Genomic DNA, 25,797 nt, shown 5'->3' on the forward strand with positions numbered 1-25,797 from the left:
TAAGCAAAAGCCGACGCTAGAGTCGGCTTTTATCTTAAATCTCCCACATACTTATGCGGCTTTTATCTTAAATCTCCCACATATCTATGTGGGTTAGTCGTGCTCGAGGATCACTTCTTTTAAGCTTTGGATGGTCTTCACATCGAGATTACCAGCTTGTGTGCTCCAGGTGAGTCTTAGGTAATTGGCTAAGTCTTTAATCTGCTCGTCGCTTAACTCATCAGCATATCCCGGCATAGCATAAAAGCTGGTGGTGGCGTTGTAATGCTGGCTCTTAATGCCTTTTAGTATCACGGCGACGATATTATGAGGACTCGCTTTATCTAAGGTGGCGTTACCTGCCATCGCAGGGGCGACATTAGGACGACCTTCACCATTTTGACCATGGCAACCGGCGCAGTAACCTTTGTAGAGCGTATAGCCTGGCAGTTCAGGTTTATGGCCGTTAAAGGTGAGCGGATCCGGTTTAAGATCATCGTCGGTATCGAGCAGATAACTGCTCACCGCGCGCATATCATCATCGGTCAAGTGGCTAAAGCTGTGATACACCACGGGATACATGCCGCCAAAGACGGTGCCTTTACGGGAGTAGCCTTCGGTAAACAGCGACTTAAGATCCTCATGGGTCCAGTTTTGCCTGTTAAGCTCAGCGGGGCGAATGTCCGATGCTTCAAGCCCTTCGATAATCGCGCCCTCAAAGTGCTTGTCCTGCTCCATGGCAAACAGCGTGTCTCTTGGGGTGTGGCATTCACCGCAATGCCCTAGGGCATTGACTAAGTAATTGCCGCGGTTCCAATGTTCGCTTTTTTCCTTGCTCGGGGTAAATTCCTTAGCATCGTGGGCGACTAAGTTCCAGGCTTTTAAGCCAAAACGTAGATTAAACGGAAAGTAAACATCATTGTCGCGATTGGCTTGTTTGATGGGTTTAGTACTCATCAAATAGGCATAAATCGCCTGAGTGTCTGCGTCCGTGAGCAAACTGTAGGAAGTGTAAGGCATAGCAGGATAGAGGTTGCCGTTGACGCCAACACCGTGGTGCATGGCGTCAAAAAACTCTTCGTAACTGTATTTGCCAATCCCGGTTTCTTTGTCTGAGGTGATATTGGTCGAGTACACAGCGCCAAAGGGGGTTTCGAACGGCAAACCGCCCGTGAGTTCACGCCCGCCCACCGCAGTATGGCATGCCACGCAATCGCCTATCTTCATCAGATACGCGCCGCGTGCGATGTCGTTATTCGTATTGCCGCCTTCATCGGCAACGCTGCTGGAACAGGCGAGCAAACCTAGCCCTAAACTCAGGAGTAGATTGTGACTCAACAGATTTTTTATCCTGTTAAGATACGAGAAATGGCGCGGTAAATGGCGCAGATTGGCTGATGTCATCACAGGGTTAGCCCCTTAGTTTTGAGGATCAGATCTTTGACCGCCGCATAGTATTTTACATAGCCAGTACAGCGGCATACGTGTTCACTCAAGGCATCTTCAACGACTTTTTCAACTTGATCTTTAGCGATAGGTTGTCGCTCTAATCGCTCAAGCAGTGCGGTCGATTCGTTGACAAAGCCCGAGGTACACCAGCCACATTGAAACGAGAAGTGCTCCAAAAAAGCTTCTTGCACTGGGCTCAGGGCGGTGATTTCGCCAAGGGAGTTTTGTCTAGCATGACCTTCAACAGTGCGGACGCGTTTACCATTAAAACGCTCGACGCCATTGATGCAGGTACGCACCACTTCGCTCATGCCTTGCTCGTCGTCGACGATCACTGTACAGGCGTGGCATACGCCTGCGCCACAACCAAACTTAGTGCCTGTGAGGTTTAAGTATTCATGTAGAAACTCAATCATCATCACACCATCGGCGACTTCAATCGGGCCTACGGCTTGGTTATTAATGGTCAGTTTAATAGACTGGCTCATGCCATGGCCTCCTTAATTTTTTTCGCTGTCATAGGTAAATCGTAAAAGCGGACATGGGTTGCTTGATACACGGCTTCAATCAGCGCCGCGACCACAGGGATCATCACCACTTCGGCGATACCACGGCTGGGATCGTTATCAGATAACTGTGGCAATATGGTATGACGTTGATCCCACACGCCCACATGCCGCGCTAACGGCACCTGATAGCGATTGAGGTTCCACGTACCATTGCCAGCGCCGGCTTCAAATGGCGGTAAGCCTTCATGCAGTGCATGGCCAATCCCCATCGCAAGGCCACCTTGAATTTGCCCTTCGACCAACTCTTTAACAATCACTTTGCCCGCTTCTAACCAAGTATGAGAACTCAGCAGCGTGACTTCGCCATTGCCTTCGTTTACGGCCACTTCAACCAAAGTGGCGCAGGGGGCGTAGTAAGTCACCATGGCATTGTTCAGTTCGGCTCTGGGATAACTCATGGCTTGACGATCGATCAAGTGATAGCCGTTAGACTTCATGCTGGCTTGGCGCGCTTTGATACTCATAGTCGTGTCGGAGGTGGCCGCAAACGTCGCATTGCCTTCGCCGTATTGCAGCGCTAGCGCATCGAGTGCTAAACGCTCTTTAGTGCCAAGAATGTCGAAATCGGCTTCAGCCCAAGCCCAGCGATTAAAGGCATGGCCCATCACGCCGACCACTAAACCCATGTCGTGGGCGCGTTTAGCGAGAATATCCAGCGACAATGGCGGAAAGCCCAAGGCAGTTAGCTTGCCATCGACCCAGCGACCATCCCGTGAGTTATGCAAATTAGTCGAGCCCATCGGAGTGTTAAAATACAACTCGTTCCAAATTGATACCGCCGCAGGCCACAGGCCGTGACGATAGATAATATCGGCGGCGATGCGGCTGACATGGCTTTGATAATAGGCCGACATAGATGCCGACGATGCCATGGCTTTAACGGGCGTCCAGCGTGGATTAGCCGCCATTTCATCTTGGCGTTGCTGCGAAATAATATAAGGATTATCGGTTTGCACTAATTGCATTGCATCCCAAATATCCACTTCGGCGAGTTTTACTTCATCGGCAAAGTTGCCAAGGGCATCGCTGACCACAACGGCTTGGGAGGTTTGCGTGCCTGTGCCCATTTCGATAAAGCCGATTTCTAGGGTGATTTTACCGTCTTTAGCTAGGCGAACCGCCGCACTTGGCGCCGCTGCGCCCGTACCATAATCTTTGGTGGCGATACCAAAACCGACGCCGTAACGCATCCCCGGATGTTTGGCCTCATAGTCCTTTTTATTCACCGCGCGGTTTTGCCACACGGGAGCTTGCTCGGCCATCTCGAGCATTTCGCGGTAACGTAAAGTACCGTTAGGAATCGCACCTTGAGTATTGCGCTGGCCGGATTCCATCACGTTGGCGGCGCGCAGTTTAAAGGGATCAACCTTTAGCTCGTCGGCTATCTCGTGGATCATACATTCCATCGCCGTCATCGATTGCAGCGTGCCATAACCGCGCATCGAACCCGCATCTGGATTACGCGACGCATAGGCGGTGGCGATAATATCGTTGCGCGGCGTGTAGTAAATGCTTTGCATCGCTGTCGCACCAACCGAGGTCACAGACGGGGTAAAGTTGACTCGTCCGCCGCCATCGACTGTCATCTGTGAAGTTAAGGCTTGGATTTTTAAGGTCGATTTATCCACCGCTAAGCGGCTTTTCATGATGAACGGATGACGTTTAAGGCCAGATTGGAATTGTTCGAATCTGTCATTGGCGAGTCGGATTGGCCCCTTGGCATAAACAGCCGCGATCACGCCGTAATAAGGAAATATCGAATGGTCTTTCGCGCCAAATCCACCGCCGATATAAGGCGAGTGCACCACAAGATGTTTTACCTTGCCTGCCAGTGGGCTAGATAACAGCATGTGCACTGCCATCTCTTGAAAGTCCTGCGGCGACTGCGAGGTAATAACCGTATGAAAGGTTTGGCTAGTTGCGTCATACCAGCCGTTAAAGGCTTCGGGTTCCATCATCATAGGATCGATGATCTGGGTGCGATATTCCCGCTCTAACACTTGCCATTGTTGATTGGCTTGGGCGCTAGCAATCTGCTTATCTATCTCACCCGCATAATAAAGCCCGCGCTCAGACACTGTCCCTTTGGCATTCGGATTACCTAACCATTCAGGCTTGCGATCTTTTACGCTGGGGAAAAACAGCCCATCGTGGAGTGGGCTATATAAATCTTCCCGTGCGCCATTTTCACCTTCAACTCGAATAAGGCGCCAGCTGGCGTACGGGTCTTTCGAGTCCGACACAAACGGCGTTTGCTCACCAAAGCGCAGTAAGGTCTGGTCAAATTGCAGCAAAGACTTAGCTTGCTTAAAGGCGGGGAAACTGTCGAACAACAATATCGCCACCGCATGACCTAAGTAGTCGGCGGTTTGCCCCTCGGCCAGTAACATGTTGTCACCGTAAAAATCGGGCAGCTTAATTTTATCACGGGCCAGATCGGCCGCAGTGATCACTTTATAGGGCTTAGCCGACGCGGGCAGGTGGTCGAGGGAAAAGCCTTGATAAACATGGGAGGCATCGGCGGCGCGAAGTATAAAAGCGTAACCTTGCTGCTTGGGCCAGCCCTCCATGTCCATAGCACGGTAATCACGGCCATAGACCTTTTGGCCTGTGACCTTAGCTATGCCGTCGTTACGAAACTTAGGTTTGGATTGACCATTAACCTGAGTTTGCCATTGGGCTGCCAGTTCAGGTGAGGCAATCGCCGCATTAGCGCGACTCATTTCCCACAACAAAGGGGCCGAATATACGGCAACCCCGCCAATCACACATTGCTTGATAAAGGTCCGGCGTGACGTATTAGATGGTTCCATATCTCAACCTCAGTTGTGCTTCCGTGTAATATCAGCCGCGCTGCATGGTATCGCCCGATATAAGCGTGTTGTCGATCGACTTTTTATTGATTGTTGCGACATAGCTTTGATAAACACTGAATGTAAATTTACATTAGCCACGTTAGCATGTAGGGCCGAAAATGCAAATTTAGGCGGTTAATCGTTGCAGTTTTGACCAAGCTAAATCAGAGTGTAAAACCCGTGTTATCAGGCTTCTACAGTGATGTTCGTACTGTGATTCAACTCAGTTACGTTATGGCTGAATTTTGTTCAGTGCCCTTTGCTCAGAGCCACTTGGGCAATGCGCTCAATTGGGGCTTATTTGCGCGCCAAAATTAGGTCGCATGTAATAGTGAGTTAATACGGCCTAGCGGCCGAGGTGAATCAAAGTCGTGGGGCTTCACCCCACACCCGACCAAAAGGGAAAAAACGCCTATTCCCCTTTTGGAAATCCCCCGGCGTCCCTAGCGAAGTTACATGCATTGATTAGTGGCTTCGTGCTTATTCGAAAATAGCTAACGCTTCCGATGGGGCGTCCCTTCCCCCCGAAAGCTACACAGACGTCCTGTCTGCGTCACGCGATTTTCTTCAACGCCCTTCAGCAACTTCGCAGGGGAAGGTGTATTCCTTCGACTAAGGAGTTGTTGGCCAGTACCAATAAGGCTAATTCACAAATTAGTCATCACTTAACTATCTAATTTGTAATGCTAAAGTTATAGACAAGTGTACGCTATGTCGCTATCTTAGGTTTTTAACAAGGATGAGCTTTAATCGCGTACCCGCGATTCGAGTCACTTGCATCAGGACGATGTGTCTTTTCTCTTTCTTAGATACCCAACTCCTCCTGCAAATTCGTGAATATGCTTTGGCACTTATTTTCTTGTTGCTCTGTGTTTGTAGCACTGTACTGAGTGTTATGGGTTAACCGTTTCGCGTTGAGTTCGTTGAGTTAGTGCGGCCTAACGGCCGAGGTGAATCAAGGTCGTGGGTCTTCAACCCACACCCGACCAAGGAGGACTGCTCGTCCTATCCTCCTTGGATGCTCCAAGACGCCCCCAACGGAGTTGAAAGCCCCTTGTGCTCATTGGCAAATTTGCTATCGCTTCCGAAGGATGCGTCCCTGCACCTGCGAAAGCTAGCTCGCCATCCATGGCGAGACTCACGCAATTTGCCTATTCGCCCTGCGGCAACTCCGAGGGGATGGTGTATTCCTTCGACTCGGGAGTTATTGGTCGATTGTTAAGGCATGAAATTGTGCCTATCTGATCTTTTGTTACGCAAAGTCCTGCATTCCGAAGGAGTACTGGACTCTGTGACATCGTTTTTTGAAGAAAGTATGCCGCCCTAGAAAGTTTTTATATTCAGAATCATATGGTTATGCTTTCGAGATATATGTCCCTCCTTTTTTAAGGTTTTATTAAATGAAAATAACTTCTTTCGCTTTGAAAAATTATCGGCGGCTAGCCAACGTGACGTTGGTCCTTGATGATAAAACAACAGTTCTTGTTGGTGCTAATAATAGTGGGAAAACGTCCTGTATTGGAGCGCTGCACACATTCCTAAAAAGTCCTGACAATCTAAAAGTACGAGATATATCAAAGCTGAATTGGAAGGTCATCAATAAGCTAGGTGAAAAGGTCGAGCAGAAATTTCCTTCTATCGAGGAAATGGAGGTGTTATCTGTCGATTTAGCTAGTTTATTGCCGAGTTTAGACATTGAGATTAATGCGATGGCTAATGAGGCTTATAAGGTTCGCGACATTTTGCCTGATCTGGAATGGCGTGGAGGAGCTATATGCGTACGAATAGCTTATGAAGCAATCGATATTTCCAAACTTGTTCGAGAGTTTGTTGATACACGGAATGTAGTACTCAAGCACAAAGGCGTAAGTCTTTGGCCTAAAGATTTATGTGATTTTTTGGAGAAAGGTCGAAACCTCAGTAAGTTTATTAAACCAAAGCACTATATATTGAGTAAAAGAGCGGGGCCTTCAGTTGTCGAAGTTTTACAGCCTGTTAAATCTGATGCTCTAAAAAAGTTAATTCGAGTTGATGTGATATCTGAGCAACGTGGTTTAGGGGCTGAAGATAATACTGAGCAAAAAGGCCCCTATTCAGAGAAGCAGCGGCTTAATAAATTACTCCGTGAATATTACGACCGTATTTTAAATCCAGAAGATTTTCCTGAGGAGCAAGATCTCGAAGTATTAGGGCAACAGCAAGCGCTAGAGAAAGGTTTTACTGACAGATTGAATAAACAGTTTAATAGCCCTTTCAATGAGTTAAAGGCTATGGGGTATCCAGGTATTGGTGGTAATCCAACAGTTGAGATCGCTGCAAAAATGAGTGGTATGGATGCTTTGCAAAAATCATCATCAGTTCGCTATCGATTTGATAAAGAAGATGAAGAATTTCTGCCCGAAAGTTACTTAGGGCTTGGGTACCAAAATCTTATATATTTAACCTTCAGACTTCTAGAGTTTCGCGACAAATGGATGCGCGTCGGCAAATCGGCCTCTTCAGGTGACAACGTCGAAGAACAGATTGAACCGATTCACTTAGTTTTACTCGAAGAGCCAGAAGTCAATTTACACGCGCAAGTCCAACGAGTATTCGTATCGAAAGCTTACGATACTTTGCGAAACCATATCGATTTACAAGATAAGGAAACTAAGAAAGATAAGTCTGAATACCAATCACAGCTCGTTATTAGCACGCACTCCAGTCATATTATTGATGATATTGACTTCAAAGATTTACGTTACTTCCGGCGAAATAATGCAAATACATCCATCGCAATGGACCATACTTCAATTGCAAATATGTCAGAGCTTTTTACGGCGGCGAAAGATGAACTTTTGTTTGTAAAGAAACATTTGAAGCTTACTCATTGTGATATTTTCTTTGCTGACGGCGTTATATTTGTTGAAGGGCAAGCCGAGCGTCTTTTGGTACCAGAGTTCATTTCTAATCGTTTTCCGGGATTGTCAAATAGATATATTTCAATGCTTGAAGTGAACGGAGCGCACACGCATAAATACAGAGATTTAGTTGAGAAACTTGGTGTTGCAACACTAGTGCTGACAGATCTTGATTCTGTTAATAGCGAAGGGAAGTCATGTTTTCCTCAAAAGGATTCAGAACAAAAAACCAACAATGACACCTTGAAAAAATGGCATCCAAAGAAAGAAGAGTTAGATGATTTGGTAGCCTTACCCCAAGCGGAGCATGCTATAAAAAGCGGAAGTGCACCGCTTTATGTTGCCTATCAAAAGCCTACCCTGATTTCTGGGCAAGAGATTTTATCTCGAACTTTTGAAGATTCCTTGATTTTGGCAAATTTTGAGAATGACTACTTCCTGGAAATAAAAAAACTCAAAGATGCAAAAACTAATTTTGAAAGCGGCACTGAATCGTTGTCGAAATCACTTTATGACTATGTGCAAGATTTAAAGAAGGGAGACTTTGCTTTCAATTGCCTCTTCCATCTCGCAGAAAATGAGGCAAACAGTTTCAATCCCCCCGAATACATGAGTGATGGCCTTAAGTGGCTGGAAACTCAACTTTCGCCCAAAGGTTAGGGGGAATTATGTCAGAGAAATTTTACTTGGCGGACACAAAACCTATTGATCATGACGATACAGTTGATAAAGGTATCGAAGAATGTCTTCGTATAGGTTCCGGTAAAAGCTTTATCACATTTGCGGGGGCAGGATCAGGCAAAACCTATTCTTTAAAAAAGGCTCTCGAATTTTTGAAATCTCAATATTCGGATGACTTTTCTCGTCAGGGAAGGCAAATTGCGGTAGTGACCTTTACGAACAACGCAGCCGAAGAAATAGTGGATCGGATTGAACAAAATCCAATTTTTTCAGTTTCGACGATTCATAGTTTTTGTTGGTCTGCTATTGCAGGCTTTAATGAGGATATCCGGAAGTGGTTTTTGGAAAAGATCCCTTACGATTTAAAAGATCTTGAGGAGAAGCAGCAGAAAGGCCGCGCAGGAAAGGCTGCTGATGCGCGAAAAAGGGCTATTATCCGGCTTAAAGAAAAAATTGAATGGTTAGCGGAACCACGCTCGTTCATTTATGATCCAAACGGTGTCAACTCCTCCCCAAATGCGCTGTCGCATGCAGATGTCTTGAAAATTTTCTCCAACTTTTTGACCATCAAACCTATGATGGCTGAAGTTATCATAAACAAGTTCCCATTCATATTTATCGACGAAAGTCAGGATACTAACAAAGATGTAGTCAGTTCTTTCTTTGAGCTACAAGCTACAAAATCGGATAAAGTTGTCATCGGTTTGTTTGGAGATACGATGCAACGCATCTTTGGGGGAGGGGAGCCTGAGTTGGGCAAGACTAAGCCAAACGGTTGGACTACTTTCAATAAAGAAATGAATCATCGCTCAGCGCGACGCATCGTCGGTTTGGGTAATCAAGTTCGTAGTGAAGATGATAAGCGTCAACAGCATGCCCGAGATGGCGCTGATGAAGGTTTCGTTCGATTTTTCCTACTGCCGCATAGTTTATCAGGTAAAGACGATGTCGAATTGAACATTCGGGCGATTATGGCGGAAGTTACGGGTGATACTGACTGGACAGATACTCAATCCAAAGAAACCGCTATCTTACTTTTGGAACATAAGATGGCTGGACGTCGGCTTGGCTTTGATGCTCTTTGGGACAAACTTTCAACATCAGACAAAATTAAAGATCGGATTTCTGAAGGTGAAAATACAGAGCTGAATTTTTTCTCTCACATCATTTTTCCTATGGTGGAGGCGAGCTTAAAGGAAAACCGAGCCGAGTTGATGTCTATCTTGCGAGAGAGTAAGTCTCCGCTTTTGGAGGCTGATGTGCTTGACGCTAACAAGGACGATCCGCTCGGGCTTGCCCGAGCCGCAGAACATGCGTTTAGAAATGTGGTTTCAAATGAAAAGGTCAGTTTTCGCCTAGTTCTTGAAGTGCTCGCAGAGCATAATTTGCTGAGAATTCCAGCAAAATTACAGTCGTTTGTAGCGGCTACCGAAGAAAATGAGGCTGAATTAGAGCCTGATCAAATTGGAACTCTAGTGGAGGTCGAAGTAGAACCTGAAGATCGGGATGACAGCGAGATTGCTGCTTGGGCTGAAGCATTGGAAACTGATTTCTTTCAAATTCGGAATTACAAGGATTACATCGATGGGAACTCAATATTTCGAACCCATCAAGGTGTAAAAGGAAACGAATTCGAGCGTGTTATGGTTGTCATGGATGATGATGAAGCTGGCGGGTTCTTATTTTCTTACGAGCAGTATTTTGGCGTGAAGAAGCTTTCTCCAGACAGTCAAAAAAAACGGGATGCGGGCGAAGAAACGGGTTTAGACCGTACTCGGCGATTGTTCTATGTCACTTCCACACGGGCGAAGAATAGTCTCGCTCATGTGATTTATACATCCGATGTGGCTAAGATAAAGGGAAGTCTTATTGATAAAAAATTTGCTCGAGAAGAAGAAATTATTGAGTTTTAAAAGATAGTGAATCAGAGAGTGAACTGTCATTACTCTTTCAATGCGAAAAGTGAATTCTAATGCCACAGAAGTTCACCGATCCCCGGCGAAGTTGTCGAAATACGCAGATAAAAATGCCGTGGCGACATCATGGATGATGGCGCAGGCTCGGGGGCACATGGATGTGCCATCTGAGCCGTTAGGCGATTTTTATTGGAGTATGAGACAGGTAACTAATGCATGTAACTTCGTTAGGGGCGGCAGGGGGAGATGCAAGAGGGGGATTGCTGTTGATCCCCTTCTTGCCCTGGTGTGGAATGGAATTCCACGACTTTGATTTTAAATTTAAAAATTAAAACCAAAAATTAAGGGGTGATGACTCAGCCCCTTAATTCTACGTTTTACCTAATTCCCCAAGTGAAACTTGGGCATTAACGAGTACCAATGACTACTCTGGGTCACTCCCTACTCAGGGTCATAATCCAACACTGGCGCCAGCCATTTCTCCGTTTCCGCAATACTCATCCCTTTACGCTTCGCATAATCTTCCACTTGATCGCGGCCTATGTTACTCACGCCAAAGTAGCGGGATTTCGGGTGGGCGAAATACCAGCCCGATACTGCCGCTGTGGGGAACATGGCGTAGCTTTCGGTGATGTTCAAGTCGATGGTTTCATCGGGCTTGAGCAAGTCCCATAACAAACCTTTTTCTGTGTGGTCTGGGCAAGCTGGGTAGCCCGGTGCGGGGCGTATACCTTTGTATTTCTCGCGGATTAAGGCTTCGTTGCTTAACTGCTCATCGGCCGCATAACCCCAAAACTCTTTACGTACCCGTTCGTGCATCCGCTCGGCAAAGGCTTCGGCCAAACGGTCGGCTAAGCATTTGAGCATGATGGCGTTGTAGTCGTCGTGGTTGGCTTCAAAACGTGCCACATGTTCGTCTATGCCATGGCCTGTGGTCACCGCAAAGCCGCCCATGTAATCGGCGACGCCTGAGTCTTTTGGCGCAACAAAGTCGGATAGGCAGAAGTTGTCATTGCCGACACGCTCAAGCTGCATCCGCAGGTGATGTGTGGTCATTTCGACTGTGGTGCGCGACTCATCTGTGTAGAGTTCAATGTCGTCGTAATTGACGGTATTGGCAGGGAATAAGCCGATAACGGCTTTCGCCGTGAGCCACTTTTCTTCGATGATTTGTTTGAGCATGGCCTGACCATCGGCGAACAGCTTTTGCGCCTCGACGCCGACCACTTTATCGGTGAGGATTTCAGGGTAATGGCCATGCAGTTCCCACGAGCGGAAAAACGGTGTCCAGTCGATACGCTCGACTAAATCTTCTAACGGATAATTATCAAACACTTGGCGACCGAGCACGTTTGGCGTGAACGGGGTGTAATTGGCCCAATCGTGTTGGCAGCGGTTTTCACGGGCCGCTTCGAGTGAGACTATCTCTTTGCGCTTGGCTTGGGATAGGCGCTTAGTGCGCATGTCGTCGTATTCGGCATAGGTTTCGTCTATGGTCGCTTGGCGAGTCTCGTTGTTGATGAGCTTACTCACCATAGGCACGGCGCGGGACGCATCGGCGATATAAATGGCGCCATGGGGATAATGGGGCGCAATCTTCACCGCAGTGTGGATTTTCGAGCAAGTGGCGCCGCCGATAATCGCCGGAATGGTTAAGCCTTCACGGTGGAAGGTTTTCACGTTATGCACCATCTCGTCCAGACTCGGCGTGATGAGGCCCGACATGCCGATGATATCGATATTGTGTTCTTTCACGGCGTCGAGAATTCGCTCTACCGACACCATCACACCTAAATCGAATACCTCAAAACCGTTACAGGCGAGCACCACGCCGACGATATTCTTGCCGATATCGTGCACGTCACCTTTTACTGTCACCATCAAAATCTTGCCATTCGATTGGCCTTCGACCTTTTCTAGCTCGATATAAGGGTTTAAGTAAGCCACGGCTTTTTTCATCACCCGCGCCGATTTCACCACCTGCGGCAGGAACATCTTGCCCGAGCCGAACAAGTCGCCGACCACGTTCATGCCGTCCATCAAGGCGCCTTCAATCACATCCAGTGGACGTTTCGCTTCTTGGCGGGCGGCTTCGGTATCTTCATCGATAAATTCGGTAATGCCTTTGACGAGCGCATGGGATAAGCGTTGGCTTACTGGCCAGCTGCGCCATTCTAAATCTTCTTTCTTGCCCACCTGCGCGCCATCACCGCGGAATTTCTCTGCGATTTCAAGTAACTGCTCAGTATTGCTCGAGCCTTCCACTGGGCAGGGCAAGTTAAGCACCACGTTTTCGACCCGCACTTTAAGCTCAGGATCGATATCGTCGTAAATGGCTAACTGACCCGCGTTGACAATGCCCATGTCCATGCCGACTTTGATGGCGTGGTAGAGGAATACCGCGTGAATTGCTTCGCGCACTGGGTTGTTACCGCGGAACGAGAACGACACGTTCGATACGCCGCCCGAAATCATCGCGTGGGGCAGGGTGGCTTTAATCGCTTTAATGGCATCAATAAAATCGACTGCATAGTTGTCGTGTTCATCGATACCAGTGGCGATGGCGAAAATATTCGGGTCGAAGATGATGTCTTCTGGCGGAAAGCCGACTTTATCGACCAACACGCGGTAGGCGCGGGTACAGATTTCGATTTTACGCGCCTTAGTGTCGGCCTGACCTTGCTCGTCGAATGCCATGATAATGGCCGCCGCGCCGTAGCGTTTCACTAAGGTGGCTTGATCAATAAACTTGGCTTCGCCTTCTTTGAGGGAAATCGAGTTAACTATGCCCTTGCCTTGAATACATTTGAGGCCAGCTTCGATCACTTCCCACTTAGAGGAGTCGATCATAATAGGTACGCGGCTGATGTCGGGCTCAGAGGCAATCAAGTTTAAAAACTTGTGCATGATCTCGGCGCCATCGAGCATGCCTTCGTCCATGTTGATGTCGATGATTTGCGCGCCGCTTTCGACCTGCTCGCGGGCGACATCGAGCGCTTGCTCAAACTTGCCTTCTTTGATCAACTTTAAAAACTTGGCCGAACCTGTGACGTTGGTGCGCTCACCCACGTTAACGAACAGGGATTGGGCGTCGATAGTCAGTGGTTCCAAACCGGCCAAGCGGCAAGCGACCGGAATGTCTGGCAAAATACGTGGATCGTGACGGCTCACCGCTTCGCGGATCACGCGGATATGTTCAGGCGTACTACCACAACAACCCCCGATAATATTAAGCATGCCTTCGCGCGCCCAATCTTCGATCACGTTCGCCATGTCCTCTGGGGTTTCATCGTAACCGCCAAACTCGTTCGGCAGGCCTGCATTCGGATGCGCCGACACATAACACTCACTGATGCGGGATAATTCTTCCACATAGGGGCGTAATTCTTTTGGCCCAAGTGCACAGTTAAGACCGATAGATAAGGGCTTGATATGGCGAAGGGAATTGTAAAAGGCTTCGGTCGTTTGGCCAGTCAGTGTGCGGCCAGAGGCATCGGTAATGGTGCCCGAAATCATGATCGGCAATCTGTCTTTAGAATGCTTACCGAATAAGTCATCGAATACGGATTCAATCGCAAACAGCGCGGCTTTGGCGTTTAAGGTATCGAATATGGTCTCGACCATAATGATATCCGCGCCGCCCTCAATCAGTGCCTTAGTGGATTCTTTGTAAGCAGTTACTAACTCATCGAAGCTGACGTTGCGATAGCCTGGGTCGTTCACATCAGGGCTAATCGAACACGTACGGTTAGTGGGGCCTAACACACCGGCGACGTAGCGTGGAATGCCTGTGGCAGCAAAGGCTTCATCACAGGCTTCACGGGCGAGTCGCGCGCCGACTAAGTTAATTTCGGCGGACAGCGACTGCATGTCGTAGTCGGCCATGGCGATGGTGGTGGCGTTAAAGGTGTTGGTTTCAATGATGTCGGCACCGGCGTTTAAGTAGTCGGTGTGAATTTGTTTGATGATGTGGGGTTGCGACAAGACCAAGAGGTCGTTGTTACCTTTGACATCCGTATGCCAATCTTTAAAACGTTCGCCGCGATAGTCCTCTTCTTCCAGCTTGTAGCCTTGGATCATAGTGCCCATGGCACCGTCTAAGATCAGAATGCGCTCTGCAAGCTGTTTGCGAATGTCTGCTAATATTTGGCTGGCTTTGGTTGAGGGTATCGTCATAAATAATTACCTTAAATACAGCTAAGTTAAGTCCAAAAATCGGCCATTGTTATGCTAAGTGCATTTTATTGTCGTCTGCCGACATTTTTTGAATACTTGTTCTTAAAAATTTGTTTTGGACATTTAAACGTATAGACGTCCATAATACGCGACTTATGATTGTCAGGGCAAGATGAAAGTCAAAGGCATTAGGAGCGAGAATCGAGAATCAAGAATTTAGGCCCTCGGCTTGAGTTCCTAGCATCTAGTCCCTAACTAAAAAGGCATATATGAAACAAGTTCGATTGTTATTGTTGCGCCACGGTGAGTGTGAAGGCGGCGCTATTTTGCGGGGTCGTGTGGATGTGCCTTTAAGCAAAAAGGGTTGGCAACAAATGTCGGCAGCAGTTGAGTCACAGGCCAGCGTGTGTAGCGCGATTTATAGCTCGACTTCACGCCGTTGCGCCGATTTTGCCCACGCTTTTGCCGCCGAGCTGCATTCGACGGCGGCACTGATATCTGAGTCAAGGCCATTGCAGGCGCAGTGTTTGTCGGGTTTACGGGAAATTGATTTTGGTGATTGGGACGGTTGTCGGCTCGATGAACTGTATCAACAAGAGGGCGAACACTTAGCGGCGTATTGGCAAAACCCTTGGCAAACTCCGCCGCCTAATGGTGAAACTATGGCAAGTTTTGAGTCGCGGGTGAATGGGACGATTGACCAGATACTCGCCGCCGAGTTTGAACGATTGACCCTTGACTCACATAAAATGGGTAATGAAAACAGTGCCGTTAATGAAACCACTGTCAATATGCCAGCCACTCAAGTGTGGGTCGTGACCCACGGCGGGGTGATCCGTCACTTAATGGCGCGTGCCTTAGGGGTTGAACGGGCGGTGGGGTTTTATAGTCAACTCGATTTACCCGTGGCGGCCGTGGTGAGCATTAATGTGCTGCAAGATGAACAGGGTGCCTGCTATTGGCGTTTAGATTGGCCGAGTGGGCGCAGGTGTTGAGGCCTTATTTCACGACCTAGGAGTTATGGTGTAGGCGTGATTGTTTGGCGAGAATAAGCTGACATGAAAATATTCTGATTTAAACAGCATTGCCTAATGGGATAGATGTAGGATAATGCTTTTCCCTGACGTTTGAACGAGATAGCGTATTACATGCGCAATGAGTGATAACGTCGCAGAAATAGGTGTTGGGAATAGACTCTCTTTGTTCGAATCGCTCCGCTGTTTTAATTAATAGTGGCGTTGTTAACAAAGAGCATATCAACCCAAACATAATAGGGAATCGGGGAGCTGCTCGTCAGTCAGCCCGAACTGTGCCCGCAACTGTGAGTAGTTTAAAGAAGCACCTAGATTCTAGATTCTAGAGCCTAGCTCCTTCTTTTCTACAAGTCAGGAGACCTGCCTATTTCTGTTATCGCTGCGTGCAGCCTTAGTTCTCGAGCGGGTGACTCGAGGGAGCAGATGACAATATGCACAACCTTTTTTTATACAGGTTTGGACTCGATAGGAGCGCCGCTTAGGTGAAACTTTCTGCAATCCAAACTAACAGCCCCGTGAATGACACTAACCCATCATTGAGCCCGTCAGTCGCGCTTAATGTGAGCCAGTTGAGCTGGTGTATCGATGGCAAAACCATACTTTCCAATATTAACTTTACGCTGCCAACGGGGCAGATGCTGGGGCTGATTGGCCCTAACGGTGCGGGCAAGTCTAGCTTGCTGCGCTGTTTGTATCGGTTTGTTCGCCAGACTCAGGGCAAAATTACCCTTTTTGATCAAGATATTGAGCGCTTGTCGCCCAAGGCGTTTGCCTGTCGCGTCGCCGTAGTGCAGCAGGATACACCGCACTATTTTGACCTCACCACAGAGCAATTGGTCAGCATGGGCTTAACGCCCCACAAGGGCATGTTCGATACCAATTCGAGCTGTGATACTGAGCGTATTGCTAAGGCTTTAGAGAAAGTCGGCTTGAGCCATAAGATGCACCAACAATATGAGCACTTATCTGGCGGTGAAAAGCAACGCGCCTTGATTGCCCGCGCCATAGTGCAGCAGCCGCAGCTTTTAATCCTCGATGAGCCAACGAACCACCTCGATGTGCGCTATCAAATTCAAATCCTCGAATTAGTGCGTAGTCTTGGCATCAGCGTGATTGCCTCTATTCATGATCTTAATTTAGCCAGTGCCCTGTGCGACAGTTTGTTGTTGATCCATAACGGGGAAGTCAGCGCTATGGGGACGCCAACCGAAGTATTAACCGAGGCGCGAATTGGCGATGTGTTTGGCGTGTGTGCTCAGGTATCGCCCCATCCACAACATAAAAAGCCCTTAATCAGCTATTTTTATGGTTATCACCATGTAGATCATGGCCTGAATGAGCGAGGCGAGGGTGGATGACTCAGGGGAGTAAACAATATTTCATCTCATATTTGGGGCGTATCGTGACACCGTTGACGAGACAACAACTGATGCTGCTCGTATTAGGTATCATCACTTTGATAACGCCTATTGCCGCGACGAGTTTTGGTGCGGCGAACATCAGTTTTACGGATGTTATTCAAGTATTTATCAATAAGGCGACGAACCTCACTCAAGCCAATGGCATGACTGAGCGCATTGTGATGGAGCTCAGGCTACCGCGCATTTTACTGGCTTTTGTGGCGGGTGCGGGTTTGTCACTGGCGGGCAGTGTGTTGCAAACCGTGACTCGCAATCCGCTCGCCGATCCCTATTTGTTTGGCATTAGCTCAGGCGCGTCCTTTGGCGCTGTGGTGATGTTGACCTTATTCACTGGCTCTGGATTTTTTGATAATGCGGGTATGACGGCACATTCTGGGCTTTTTAGCGGTTCGGGTGCCTTGTCTGGATTACTTTGGTTTAGCTTGCCCTTGGGCGCTTTTATTGGCGCGAGTTTGTCGGTGCTAATAGTGCTTGCCTTGTCTGGGCTTGGGCTTAATAGCCAAGTGGAGCGCATGTTGCTCTCTGGTGTGGCGACCTCCTTTATGTTCGGCGCATTAACGAGTTTGCTGCTGTATTTCGCCAGTCCGCAGGCGACAGCCTCTGTGCTGTTTTGGAGTTTAGGCAGTTTTGCAAAGGCCAGTTGGTCTTTGTTAGTACTGCCGACACTGGTTATTGGCGCGAGTTTATTCATTATTTTAGGCATGAAACGGCAGATCATGGCGTTGCAGGCGGGGGATGAAACGGCGCATACCTTAGGGGTGAATGTGCCTAAGCTGCGTCTCAATATGTTGCTGCTCTGCTCCTTGATTACCGCTATTTTGGTGGCTACCTGTGGCGGTATCGGTTTTGTCGGGTTAATGATCCCCCACACAGTACGCATGCTGTTCCCCGGTCGTCAGCCGATTTTATTAACGGCGTTGGTGGGCGGATTATTTATGGTGTGGATTGATGTATTAGCGCGCTGTTTATTGGGTAATCAAGAGTTGCCTGTGGGCATTATCACGGCCGCCATAGGTAGCATGTTCTTTTTGCTGATTTTGCGTAAGCGTAGAGTCATGCCGTAAATACAAGGTCATGCCGTAGGCACCTAGTCAGGACGTAAACCCAGAGTTAAGTCGTCATCCTAGAGTCATGTCGTAAGTGCAGACTGACGGGATAATCAGTATTTCTGTTGATATCCCACCCGCGATTGGAAATGCACAATTGGACATGTTCGTCATAAACGCGGGATGCGTTGTGGTTATTTAATGTAGATTACAAAGTGGAGTGTGGATGTCTCAGTCAGCCGTGTCTTTTCAAATAAGCCCTGTGAGTAAAGCGCAGGATCTGGTGATTCTGCAGAAAATTGATCTTAAGACTAAGCCGCCCGGTGCCTTAGGTCAGCTCGAATCCTTAGCCTTGCAGATTGCCCGCGTGCAAGCGACTGATTTGCAACAAACGGGGCAGCCACAAACGGATGTGCTCAAAATAGTCCGTCCAACCATGTTAGTGTTTGCGGGGGATCATGGCATTGCCGCAGAAGGCGTGTCGATTGCCCCTAGCGAAGTGACTCACCAAATGGTGCAAAACTTTGCCCATGGCGGCGCGGCGATTAACGTTTTTTGTCGGCAGGTGGGCTTTAAGCTCGAAGTGATCGATTGCGGTATGTTAACGCCAGTTGAAGGGGTTGAAGGCATTATCGATCAACGTCTTGGCGCGGGCACAGGGGCGATTCATTTAGAACCCGCGATGGCGCTGGAAACCGTCGATAAAGGCTTTGCTATGGCGCGCGATTTGATTGAACGTCACCATCAAGCGGGTTGTAACTTAGTCGCCTTTGGTGAAATGGGCATAGGCAATACCTCCTCTGCTGCGGCTATTATGGCGGCGATTATGCAGCTGGATGTGATTGATTGCGTTGGCCGTGGTACTGGCATTAATAGCGAAACCTTAGAACGTAAACTGATGCTGATTGAGCTCGCGTTATTGCTGCATCAAAGCGCCTTAACTGGACCTAAGTCAGTGTTAGCTTGCCTAGGAGGCTTTGAAATTGTGCAGATGACGGGGGCTATGTTAGCTGCCGCTGAACGTAAAATGCTGGTGGTCGTGGACGGTTTTATCGCGACAGCGGCGGCATTAGTCGCGGTGCAAATCGCCCCCAATGTGCGTGATTATTTGATTTTTGCCCATCAATCCGATGAGCAAGGTCATCTGCGAATGTTAGAATTTTTGCAGGCTAAACCTTTATTATCCCTAGGGCTGAGATTAGGCGAAGGTACGGGGGCTGCGTTGGCATTGCCGCTTATTCAAGCCTCAGTAAATTTTTACAATCAAATGGCGAGTTTTAGTGATGCGGGGATTGAGGCTGTTGTATGATGTGCTTTGCTAAGTCGCTTATTTTACTTATTTAAAATAATAGCCTTTTAGCCAACCGTTTTAATTTTAAACCTTGCAGCAAGTGTGAATTCACTAAGGATGCTTTATGTCAGAACGCGAAAGCTGGCACAAAGAGATAGATTTATTTTTAGTTGCCATGGGCTATTTTACCCGCATTCCTATGCCTAAGTGGGTCGAAGTCGATAGCGATAAGTTGAATAAGGCCAGCCGCTATTTCGGTCTCGTCGGTCTTCTGGTCGGTTTGTTAAGCGCCATAGTGTTTTGGCTGACGCAGAACTGGCTCCCCGCTGGCGTTTCTGTTCTTTTAGCTATGTTGGTTGGCGTCTTGCTCACGGGCGGATTCCATGAGGATGGCCTCGCCGATACCTTCGACGGTTTTGGCGGGGGTTGGACGGCTGAAGACAAGCTGCGGATCATGAAAGACTCGCGCCTTGGCAGTTATGGCGCACTGGCACTGATGTTGGCCCTGCTGCTGAAATGGCAGTTGTTAGTCGAGTTGGCTCTGTACGATCCTGTCGTGGCGGGTTCAGCACTTATCGTCGCGCACACTGTGAGTCGTGTGGTATCAGCCAGTATCATCTTTAGTGAAAAATATGTCCGCGATGACGAGACCAGTAAGTCTAAGCCGCTATCGCAACATCAAGGTATTAATGAGCTGCTTATCCTGATCGCCAGCGGCGTATTAGTGCTGTTATTCCTCAAGGGATTAGCGGCATTGTCATTGCTATTGGTGATGATAGGATTGCGCCGTTTGATCATAGTGATCTTTAGACGCCAGATTGGCGGTTACACGGGTGATACCTTAGGCGCGGCGCAACAAATATCTGAAATCGTGTGTTATTTTGTATTGCTCGTTGTGGGTAACATACTGTGATCCACCTCGTCCTAGGCGGCGCCCGTAGCGGTAAGAGTCGTTACGGCGAAGCCTTAGTGCGTCAGTACACTGCGCTTGGCTTCGATGCTTGCTATGTGGCGACGGCGCAGGCGCTAGATGATGAAATGGCGACACGTATCGCCAAGCATCAAGCGGGACGATCGGACGATGGTATCGAATGGCAATTGTTTGAAGAGTCGCTCGCCCTCACTGCACTGTTAAAACAGTTAGCAAAACCTGGGCGAGTGATTTTAGTAGACTGTTTAACCCTTTGGTTAACGAATCAATTACTTGCATCGAACCTTAATATCGATGATGAACCCGCACCGACTGAGTGGAATGCGACTGACTTTGCCGTTTCAACCTCTGACGATAAAGCTCATGCGAGTTGGCAGGCCGAGAAAACCGCTTTTGTGGATTCCCTCGTCGAGCTTGAGGGAGTGGTGGTGTTGATCAGTAACGAAGTCGGTTCTGGCATAGTGCCCTTAGGTGAGTTGAGCCGACAATTTGTCGATGAAGCGGGCTGGTTAAATCAAGCCGTAGCCGCATTGGCTGACAATGTCACCTTAGTGGTCGCTGGTTTACCCTTAGCATTGAAACCACTTTAGACTTTGGGCTCAGTCCACGTTTTAAGCTTAAGTTGCATACTTAAGTTATTTTTAGACTGAGCTGTTATGTTAATGACTGCAAACTAGAATAAGCCTTTTAAACCTATGTCCTCTCCAAACACAGACAACACAGCCTGTGCTAATGCACTCGATACCGCTGACACCGTTGTTATGAATCCTGCTGCTAATCTTGCGGTTAATCCGCCAGTGGTGAATCCCGCAGTAAATAGCCCTGCTGTTAATTCGCTTCGCCGCGCAAAAGTTTTGATGGTGCAGGGCACAACATCCGATGCGGGTAAAAGCACCTTAGTGGCGGGGATTTGTCGTTTGCTCGCTCGTCAGGGGATTAAGGTTGCGCCTTTTAAGCCGCAAAATATGGCGCTCAATAGCGCTGTCACTATTGATGGCGGCGAGATTGGCCGCGCACAGGCCTTACAAGCCGTGGCCTGTTATCTTGAGCCCCATACCGATTTTAATCCCATACTGCTTAAACCAAGCTCGGACACGGGCGCGCAAATTATCGTTCATGGCAAAGCCCTGACAACACTCGAAGCCTCGGCCTTTTTTGGACCTAAATCTAAGGATTACAAGGCAATGGCGCTTGGCGCTGTGCTGGAATCCTTCGAGCGATTAAGCGGTCAGTATCAAACCATAGTGGTTGAAGGCGCGGGTAGTCCGGCGGAGATCAATCTGCGTGAAGGTGATATTGCCAACATGGGATTTGCCGAAGCTGTGGATTGCCCTGTGATCATCATTGCCGATATCGACAAGGGCGGCGTATTTGCCCATTTGGTCGGGACCTTGGCCTTGTTATCAGAATCCGAACAGGCGCGGGTAAAGGGCTTTGTGATCAACCGTTTCCGTGGTGATATTAGCCTGTTGCAATCAGGGCTCGATTGGCTTGAAGCTTATACTCAAAAGCCTGTTTTAGGCGTGTTGCCTTATCTGCATGATTTGCATCTCGATGCCGAAGATGCGCTGATAAGTTCGCCGACCAAAGGCGCTAACAGCCGCTTAAAAGTGCGGGTATTAGTGTACCCAAGGATCAGTAATCACACGGATTTTGATCCGCTGCGGCTGCATCCCGATATCGATTTTGACTATGTGTCGTTGCAAACCCAGGCCGCGAGTCACGCCACTCATCTGCCCGCCGCCGATGTATTGATCTTGCCCGGCAGTAAGAATGTGCGCGCCGATTTAGCCTTTTTACGCCAGCAAGGCTGGGATAAAGATATTGCCACACACCTGCGTTACGGCGGCAAAGTGCTTGGTATTTGCGGCGGTTACCAAATGTTAGGTCAAAGCATTGCCGATCCCTTAGGCATTGAAGGCAGTGCGGGTGATACCGAAGGACTTGGCTACCTGCCGCTGAGCACAGAACTCAAAGCCGAAAAACAGTTACGGCGAGTGAGAGGTGAGCTAACGTTACTTGGGCAAAAGGTTGCTGTGAAGGGCTATGAAATCCACTGCGGTGAATCAAGCTATCTTATCCCTAGGCTTGAACAAACGAATGCGCCCTTGCAGTTAATCCCTGAATCCACATCTGTGAGCTTTGCTGATGGCCTGCAAAGCGATGACGGGCAAATCCTTGGCACTTATTTACATGGGCTGTTTGATAGCCCTGATGCGTGTCAGTTGATTTTGCGCTGGGCGGGATTAAACGATGCTAAGGCGATAGATATCAATCAAATACGTGAGCAGCAACTCGATCGTTTAGCCGATGTGTTAGCCGAGCATTTAGACATGCAAAAATTACAGCCAATTTTAGAAGCATAAGTTTTAGAAGCAGACATTTTTAGCAGCAGAGTGAAGAGAAGACCATGACAGCACAAAACGACAACGAACAAGCGCAAATCAAGGCCGAACGCCACAAGGCTCGCCAACAGAAAGTGAAAGCCGGTGTGGATGCTAAAATTGCCGCCGCCCAAGAGGAGAAGGGGATTCTGCTGGTGTTAACCGGTAACGGTAAAGGCAAATCGACCTCAGGTTTTGGCACAGTGGCCCGCGCCGTCGGTCACGGTAAAAAAGCCGCGGTAGTGCAATTTATCAAAGGCACTTGGGAGTGCGGTGAGCGTAATTTACTCGAAGGTGCAGGGGTTGAGTTTCATGTAATGGGCACAGGTTTTACCTGGGAAACCCAAGATAAAGAAAAGGATACCGCCGCCGCAGTACTCGCTTGGGAAGCAGCCGAAAAGCTGCTGCAAGATGAGAGCATAGATTGCGTGATGCTCGATGAACTCACCTACATGGTGAGCTATCACTATTTAGATGTGGAACGTGTGCTTAGCGCACTTAAAAATCGTCCACCCATGCAGCATGTGATCATCACGGGTCGGGCCTGTCATCGCGCTATTATTGAACTTGCCGATACTGTCAGCGAAGTGCAGCCGTTGAAACACGCCTTCGAAGCGGGTATCAAGGCACAGCAAGGTTTTGATTATTAAACTGAGCGTGTTGTTATCATCATAAAGCGATATTTTTTATATCCATATTGGGCAGATAGTAAATGGCGGCCATGCCGCCAACGATCACTGTTGCAACAATGGCAATCTTAACGACCATTGAGCTGTTTATCTGGTGAAAAGTTTTTGTCTCAAAGCAAGATAACTTTGTCGTCAGGTGGTTGGATGAATTGTCATTGCTTCCCCAGTGACTCGCCGTCTATTTCTTTCAAAATAAGTATCTCTATAGGCTCGGCGGCGGCATCTGCTGCATATGGAAGTGCGAATGCCGCGATCACATGGATGTGAAAGAGCGGCCATGCCGCCAACTGTCACTGTTGCAACAATGCCAATCTTAGCGATTATTGAACTGTTCATTTGCCTAAAAGCTTTTGCCCCAAAGCAAGATAACTTTGTCGTCAGGTGGTTGGATTAATTGTCATTGCTTCCCCAGTGACTCGCCGTCTATTTCTTTCAAAATAAGCCTCCCTGAGGCTCGGCGGCGGCATCTGCTGCATATGGAAGTGCGAATGCCGCGATCACATGGATGTGAAAGAACGGCCATGCCGCCAACGGTCACTGTTGCAATAGTGACAATCTTAGCGATTATTGAACTGTTCATTTGCCTAAAAGCTTTTGCCCCAAAGCAAGATAACTTTGTCGTCAGTTGTGCTGCGTGAATTGGCATTGTTTCCCCAGTGACTCGCCGTAAATATATCCCTATAGGCTCGACGGCGACATCCATGTCGCCAACGGTCACTGTTGCAACAATGCCAATCTCAACTAACACTTCTGCTGTTCGTTTAGCTAAAAGCTATTGCCCCAAAGCTTGCTAGCATTCATTTAGTGAGTCGAAAACGGACGAATAAATTGCCCTACAAAATCTCATCTATTTAACGAATGTTTGGCCCTACCGCAAAGCGACTAACAATGTATGGGTACAGTCGTATTTAAATTTAGATGCTTTTGAGTGTTTTTAAGCTCATTTTTTTACGCGTTTATCCAGCATGAAATTAACAAAACCCTTTAAAATCATTTGTATATATTTTTCCAAAATTAGTTAATAGGTTTGGAAAACGCGCATGCGCGTTTTTCCGGATGGTGTATTTGATAAAAAACTGATAAGTTCTTTGCATACAGGTAGTTAACTGTGCGCATTTTCACTAGTCTAATGAGGTAAACGCGCATGCGCACTAATAAAATGTTATAGGTCAATCATGAAGAAGTGTATTTTTACTCTGTTAGTTATTTCTCTATTTGGTTGCGCTACAAATAAAGAGTCTTTGTCTAGCGACGCTCATGTATTTAACCTAAATGGTAAAAATATGAGCGTCTCTGAAGGTTTGCTTTCAGAGGTTCGTGAGAAATGGAAAGGTAATGGAAGTCGTATTGTTACAAGCAGCCTGCTAAACGAAGCTGATGTGCAATGGTCTCTAGACTACATCGCTCTAATGGAGGCCATTAACAGTAAAGAGTGCAATTCACTTCAAGTACTCCAAACTAGAAAATATGATCCTATCAAAGACATTGACTCAACAGGGGCCAATATAGAGCCGGGGTTATTCGACTATGTTTGGGTGGTTCAAGTCTGTGATGCTCAAAGAAATTATCGGTTAGTAAATCAAAAAGGAGATAAGTCATTTACACTTTATCCACTAAACCTATAACAAGTTTATCAACGAACGCCATTTCGTGGCTGGACAGCCTAAAGCGTGGCTTCGCCACAGGCTGCCCGTTATAAAGGCGTTATATGCCACAGGGAGATTAGGCTTGTCGATTAAACTTCTAACTGAACGTTACCAACTTACTATCCTTGCGCCGTTTCATTTAAGCGTTAATGGCGAAAAATATGTCATTGATGCCTTAATTGAAGGTTATGGTGCACGTAAAGGCATGCTAATCGTTAAAAATGCGAATACTATTAAAGACGTAAGAGAAGATATTGTAGCTTTGGGATACGGATATTCTTGTTTTGATATTAATGCCAATGATGTAGCTGAAAGCTTTCAAGAAGTGCTAGATGACTGGGGTAAAAGTGGCATATAACAAGTTGCCTAAATTCGCCGTAAAAAGCGCGGCGGGGACAAATACTCACTGGGCTTCGCCCAACAACGTTCGCATTTGCCCCTTGGCAAAGCGTTAATGGTCAAAAGCAATGATCTCTGAATCACAATACTGGAAAAATGACCTACAGAAGAACGTCGAATTCTTCCACAACAAGCTGCATCAGACGACTTGGAGGGAAGCTTCCTTTGCTGCTTTAGAGAAAAGAGTAATGCTGTCTTGCTATATCGTTAGGAAGCTGGCAGAAGCTAATAAGATTACAAAAGAGATTTTCGAATGCCAAGTGAAGTTGTATTCCTATAAAAATAAAGGGAAAACTGTATTCTGTTCAACTAAGTCAAAAGATAATATCGAAGGGATTCTGTTCAACTCGGATCGCAGCAAGAAGAAGGAACTATATATGCTAAAAATCGCTGATTTTATCGAATTACTATCTCCAATAGCACAGTGCTAC

The 25,797-nt window shown here is 47.6% G+C and carries 17 protein-coding genes and 1 riboswitch; of the genes, 13 read left to right on the forward strand and 4 right to left on the reverse strand.

Annotated elements, in window-relative coordinates:
* Nucleotides 1–93: 93 nt before the first annotated feature.
* The 3 genes from L5L97_RS20020 to L5L97_RS20030 are packed head-to-tail and all read right to left on the reverse strand — an operon-like array spanning nt 94 to nt 4,810.
* Complete coding sequence (locus L5L97_RS20020; protein WP_263183658.1) at nt 94–1,383, reverse strand: cytochrome c; 1,290 nt, start codon at nt 1,381–1,383, stop codon at nt 94–96.
* Nucleotides 1,383–1,916, reverse strand: a complete 534-nt coding sequence (locus L5L97_RS20025; protein ID WP_006082848.1) for a (2Fe-2S)-binding protein — start codon at nt 1,914–1,916, stop codon at nt 1,383–1,385. The genes L5L97_RS20020 and L5L97_RS20025 overlap by 1 nt, the downstream gene beginning before the upstream one ends.
* Entirely contained in the window at nt 1,913–4,810 is a 2,898-nt protein-coding gene (locus tag L5L97_RS20030) for a xanthine dehydrogenase family protein molybdopterin-binding subunit (protein WP_263183660.1), read from the reverse strand. The genes L5L97_RS20025 and L5L97_RS20030 overlap by 4 nt, the downstream gene beginning before the upstream one ends.
* A 1,442-nt stretch (nt 4,811–6,252) precedes the next feature.
* Here L5L97_RS20030 and L5L97_RS20035 point away from each other — a divergent pair.
* Entirely contained in the window at nt 6,253–8,412 is a 2,160-nt protein-coding gene (locus L5L97_RS20035; RefSeq protein ID WP_263183662.1) for an ATP-dependent nuclease, read from the forward strand.
* Between the two features lie 8 nt (nt 8,413–8,420).
* Nucleotides 8,421–10,346: a UvrD-helicase domain-containing protein gene (locus L5L97_RS20040; RefSeq protein ID WP_263183665.1), complete on the forward strand. Its 1,926-nt coding sequence runs from the start codon at nt 8,421–8,423 to the stop codon at nt 10,344–10,346.
* A gap of 444 nt (nt 10,347–10,790) precedes the next feature.
* Here the strand turns inward: L5L97_RS20040 and metH are convergent, their stop codons facing one another.
* The gene (gene metH, locus L5L97_RS20045) at nt 10,791–14,525 is read right to left on the reverse strand and encodes a methionine synthase (RefSeq protein ID WP_263183667.1); all 3,735 of its coding nucleotides are present in this window, start codon (nt 14,523–14,525) and stop codon (nt 10,791–10,793) included.
* Between the two features lie 269 nt (nt 14,526–14,794).
* On the opposite strand from metH, the gene L5L97_RS20050 reads away from it, so the two are divergent.
* From L5L97_RS20050 to L5L97_RS20100, 11 genes are all read left to right on the forward strand, one after another.
* Nucleotides 14,795–15,520, forward strand: coding sequence for a histidine phosphatase family protein (locus L5L97_RS20050; RefSeq protein ID WP_263183669.1), 726 nt, complete (start codon nt 14,795–14,797; stop codon nt 15,518–15,520).
* A 221-nt stretch (nt 15,521–15,741) separates the two neighbouring features.
* A riboswitch (cobalamin riboswitch) is annotated at nt 15,742–15,942 on the forward strand.
* 99 nt (nt 15,943–16,041) lie between these two features.
* Nucleotides 16,042–16,917 carry an ABC transporter ATP-binding protein gene (locus L5L97_RS20055; protein WP_263183671.1) on the forward strand — a complete coding sequence of 292 codons (876 nt, stop codon included), beginning with the start codon at nt 16,042–16,044 and terminating at the stop codon, nt 16,915–16,917.
* Nucleotides 16,914–18,044 (forward strand): FecCD family ABC transporter permease, encoded by a 1,131-nt coding sequence (locus tag L5L97_RS20060; protein ID WP_212599390.1) that lies wholly within the window; start codon nt 16,914–16,916, stop codon nt 18,042–18,044. The genes L5L97_RS20055 and L5L97_RS20060 overlap by 4 nt, the downstream gene beginning before the upstream one ends.
* Nucleotides 18,045–18,252: 208 nt before the next feature.
* Nucleotides 18,253–19,335, forward strand: a complete 1,083-nt coding sequence (gene cobT / locus L5L97_RS20065) for a nicotinate-nucleotide--dimethylbenzimidazole phosphoribosyltransferase (RefSeq protein ID WP_263183675.1) — start codon at nt 18,253–18,255, stop codon at nt 19,333–19,335.
* 106 nt (nt 19,336–19,441) lie between these two features.
* Nucleotides 19,442–20,230, forward strand: coding sequence for an adenosylcobinamide-GDP ribazoletransferase (locus tag L5L97_RS20070; RefSeq protein ID WP_028759425.1), 789 nt, complete (start codon nt 19,442–19,444; stop codon nt 20,228–20,230).
* On the forward strand, nt 20,227–20,838 hold the full coding sequence (gene cobU, locus L5L97_RS20075; protein ID WP_263183677.1) for a bifunctional adenosylcobinamide kinase/adenosylcobinamide-phosphate guanylyltransferase: 612 nt from the start codon (nt 20,227–20,229) through the stop codon (nt 20,836–20,838). Before L5L97_RS20070 ends, cobU begins: the two co-directional genes overlap by 4 nt.
* A 105-nt stretch (nt 20,839–20,943) precedes the next feature.
* Nucleotides 20,944–22,614: a cobyric acid synthase gene (locus L5L97_RS20080; protein ID WP_263183680.1), complete on the forward strand. Its 1,671-nt coding sequence runs from the start codon at nt 20,944–20,946 to the stop codon at nt 22,612–22,614.
* A 44-nt stretch (nt 22,615–22,658) separates the two neighbouring features.
* Nucleotides 22,659–23,282, forward strand: coding sequence for a cob(I)yrinic acid a,c-diamide adenosyltransferase (gene cobO / locus L5L97_RS20085; protein ID WP_198571815.1), 624 nt, complete (start codon nt 22,659–22,661; stop codon nt 23,280–23,282).
* Between the two features lie 1,214 nt (nt 23,283–24,496).
* Entirely contained in the window at nt 24,497–24,946 is a 450-nt protein-coding gene (locus L5L97_RS20090) for a hypothetical protein (RefSeq protein ID WP_263183682.1), read from the forward strand.
* A 103-nt stretch (nt 24,947–25,049) separates the two neighbouring features.
* On the forward strand, nt 25,050–25,325 hold the full coding sequence (locus L5L97_RS20095) for a hypothetical protein (protein WP_028760233.1): 276 nt from the start codon (nt 25,050–25,052) through the stop codon (nt 25,323–25,325).
* Nucleotides 25,326–25,434: 109 nt separating this feature from the next.
* Nucleotides 25,435–25,797, forward strand: a 363-nt coding sequence (locus L5L97_RS20100; RefSeq protein WP_263187179.1) for a hypothetical protein, incomplete at its 3' end; no start/stop codon positions are given.

The organism is Shewanella sp. SM71, from assembly GCF_025653905.1.
Taxonomy (GTDB): domain Bacteria; phylum Pseudomonadota; class Gammaproteobacteria; order Enterobacterales; family Shewanellaceae; genus Shewanella; species Shewanella oncorhynchi.

Bases quoted from the DNA above. Each gene is read 5' to 3' on its own strand.
- L5L97_RS20020 (WP_263183658.1), bottom strand. From the start codon at position 1,383: ATGACATCAGCCAATCTGCGCCATTTACCGCGCCATTTCTCGTATCTT.
- L5L97_RS20025 (WP_006082848.1), bottom strand. From the start codon at position 1,916: ATGAGCCAGTCTATTAAACTGACCATTAATAACCAAGCCGTAGGCCCG.
- L5L97_RS20030 (WP_263183660.1), bottom strand. From the start codon at position 4,810: ATGGAACCATCTAATACGTCACGCCGGACCTTTATCAAGCAATGTGTG.
- L5L97_RS20035 (WP_263183662.1), top strand. From the start codon at position 6,253: ATGAAAATAACTTCTTTCGCTTTGAAAAATTATCGGCGGCTAGCCAAC.
- L5L97_RS20040 (WP_263183665.1), top strand. From the start codon at position 8,421: ATGTCAGAGAAATTTTACTTGGCGGACACAAAACCTATTGATCATGAC.
- metH (WP_263183667.1), bottom strand. From the start codon at position 14,525: ATGACGATACCCTCAACCAAAGCCAGCCAAATATTAGCAGACATTCGC.
- L5L97_RS20050 (WP_263183669.1), top strand. From the start codon at position 14,795: ATGAAACAAGTTCGATTGTTATTGTTGCGCCACGGTGAGTGTGAAGGC.
- L5L97_RS20060 (WP_212599390.1), top strand. From the start codon at position 16,914: ATGACTCAGGGGAGTAAACAATATTTCATCTCATATTTGGGGCGTATC.
- cobT (WP_263183675.1), top strand. From the start codon at position 18,253: ATGTCTCAGTCAGCCGTGTCTTTTCAAATAAGCCCTGTGAGTAAAGCG.
- L5L97_RS20070 (WP_028759425.1), top strand. From the start codon at position 19,442: ATGTCAGAACGCGAAAGCTGGCACAAAGAGATAGATTTATTTTTAGTT.
- L5L97_RS20080 (WP_263183680.1), top strand. From the start codon at position 20,944: ATGTCCTCTCCAAACACAGACAACACAGCCTGTGCTAATGCACTCGAT.
- cobO (WP_198571815.1), top strand. From the start codon at position 22,659: ATGACAGCACAAAACGACAACGAACAAGCGCAAATCAAGGCCGAACGC.
- L5L97_RS20090 (WP_263183682.1), top strand. From the start codon at position 24,497: ATGAAGAAGTGTATTTTTACTCTGTTAGTTATTTCTCTATTTGGTTGC.